Origin of the sequence: Mesorhizobium sp. M7D.F.Ca.US.004.03.1.1 (assembly GCF_003998635.1) — a bacterium.
Taxonomy (GTDB): domain Bacteria; phylum Pseudomonadota; class Alphaproteobacteria; order Rhizobiales; family Rhizobiaceae; genus Mesorhizobium; species Mesorhizobium loti.
The window spans coordinates 1-1367 of sequence record NZ_RZQG01001255.1; the positions used below are offsets into that span (position 1 = coordinate 1).

General features: G+C 64.3%; 2 protein-coding genes. Both read left to right on the forward strand.

The window, feature by feature from the left end; all coding sequences use genetic code 11:
* Positions 1-571 (forward strand): 4-(cytidine 5'-diphospho)-2-C-methyl-D-erythritol kinase (locus EN935_RS36090; protein ID WP_127374232.1); only part of this gene is annotated, 571 nt, incomplete at its 5' end.
* On the forward strand, positions 558-1112 hold the full coding sequence (gene moaB / locus EN935_RS36095; protein ID WP_127265661.1) for a molybdenum cofactor biosynthesis protein B: 555 nt from the start codon (positions 558-560) through the stop codon (positions 1110-1112). The genes EN935_RS36090 and moaB, both read left to right, overlap by 14 nt.
* The last annotated feature ends 255 nt before the right edge of the window (positions 1113-1367 follow it).

Below are 1367 nucleotides of genomic sequence, written 5' to 3' on the forward strand. Positions count from 1 at the left end.
TTCGAGCGACGCGGCGACCGTGCTGCGCGGACTGGTGGAGACATGGGCCCTGGACATCGATGGCGCCGAGCTGGCGCGGATCGGCCTCTCGCTTGGCGCCGATGTGCCGATGTGCCTGGCGGCCAGGCCTCTGGTCGCGCGCGGCATTGGGGACGAGCTGTCGATGGTGCCGGATTTTTCGACGCTTGGATTGGTGCTGGTCAATCCAGGCACGCCGGTCTCGACGGCCGAGGTGTTTGCAGCGCTTGCCCATCGCGACAACGCAGCACTGCCGCCGCTGCCGCGCAGCATCGATTTTCACAGCCTGCGCAACTGGCTGGAGATCACCCGCAACGATCTCGAGCCCGCAGCGCTGGCGATGCAGCCCGCCATCGGCAGGGCGCTTTCGTGGCTGAACAAGGCTGGATCGGGTTTTTCACGGATGTCGGGGTCCGGCGCCACCTGCTTCGGCCTGTTCGAGACCGGCAATGTCGCCAAGCGGGCCGCTGCCGAGATCCGCGGCCGCCAGCCCGACTGGTTCGTCGCCGCGACGCGCAGCATCGCATCAGAGGGCGCTGATGGCCAGAATTGACGAGAGCCGTTCCTTCGTTCCCGTGCGCATAGCGGTGCTGACCGTTTCGGACACACGCAGCCTCGCCGACGACAAATCCGGCCAGACGCTGGCCGACCGCATCACCGAGGCCGGCCATATCCTGGCTGCCCGCGATATCGTCACCGACGATCGCGAGAAAATCCGCGACACGGTTCTGGCGTGGTCACGGGACAAGGATATCGATGTCGTGATCACCACCGGCGGCACCGGCTTCACCGGCCGTGACGTGACGCCGGACGCGCTGGAGCCGATCTTCGAAAAGCGCATGGACGGCTTTTCGGAGGTGTTCCACCGCATCTCCTACGACAAGATCGGCACCTCGACGATCCAGAGCCGGGCGACCGGCGGCGTCGTCAACGCCACCTTCGTCTTCGTGCTGCCGGGTTCGCCAGGCGCCTGCAAGGACGCGTGGGACGGCATCCTGAAGGCGCAGCTCGACTACCGACACATGCCGTGCAACTTCGTCGAGATCATGCCGCGCCTGGACGAGCATTTGCGGCGCGGAAAATCGGCTCCGTAAAAGCCGAGGCAAAGCGCCGGTTCCACGCCACGTTTGCCAGGTAAAACAGCACCGGCGCCTTCGAAACCCCATTCCAAACCTGCCCCGAAAAAGTACTCTGCCTGAAGGCGATCATCGCCGACACGACAAGGCAGATACGATGACCGTGCATACTGGCGGATGCCATTGCAGCAACATTCGCCTTGGATTTTCAACCGAGCTCGACCCCTCGCAAATCGAAGTTCGCGCCTGCCAGTGCTCGTTCTGTGTCAGACA

Excerpts from the sequence above, each read along its gene's own strand:
- moaB (WP_127265661.1), top strand. The coding sequence starts at position 558 with ATGGCCAGAATTGACGAGAGCCGTTCCTTCGTTCCCGTGCGCATAGCG.